The organism is Shewanella sp. SW32, from assembly GCF_025653365.1.
GTDB lineage: Bacteria > Pseudomonadota > Gammaproteobacteria > Enterobacterales > Shewanellaceae > Shewanella > Shewanella oncorhynchi.
In genome coordinates, this window is the sequence record NZ_JAKKSJ010000116.1 from 1 (window position 1) to 591 (window position 591).

General features: G+C 42.3%; 1 pseudogene. It reads right to left on the minus strand.

Annotated features, from left to right (window positions below):
* Positions 1 to 8: 8 nt before the first annotated feature.
* Positions 9 to 591, minus strand: a pseudogene (locus tag L5M28_RS24270) (IS3-like element ISSba5 family transposase); the annotation flags it as partial.

The following is a 591-nucleotide window of genomic DNA, read 5'->3' on the forward strand; positions in this document are numbered from 1 at the left end:
TGTAGTGGTCAAGTAAAATTGGCCACGATTTTAGAGTCATTCCAATATAAACGTTCTGACTCATTTGGCGTTAACCCACCATTATATTGATGGGGTCTGGTCTCACTGTAATATCCAGTGATGTAATTTGTGATCTCTTTATCTGCTTCTGTAAAATTCCCATAACCATTGGCGGGTATCCACTCAGATTTCAAACTTCTAAAGAAACGCTCCATTGGTGCGTTATCCCAACAATTCCCGCGACGACTCATACTTTGCTCAATCTGAAGACGCCATATTAATTGTCTGAATTTCAAGCTCGTGTAATGCGAACCTTGATCGCTGTGATATATCACATTCTCAGGCTTACCCCTTAACTCAAATGCCATTTTCAAAGCTTTACAGGTCAGCTCACTATCTGGTGATAATGACAAAGCCCATCCAACAGGTTTGCGGGAAAATAAGTCTAAAACAACGGCTAGATAGGCCCAGCGATTACCGACCCAAACATACGTCACGTCGCCACACCACACTTGATCTGGTTGAGTTACTGCAAACTGTCGATTTAGCGTATTGGGGATTGCAACATGCTCTTGTGTCGCTTTCCTATAA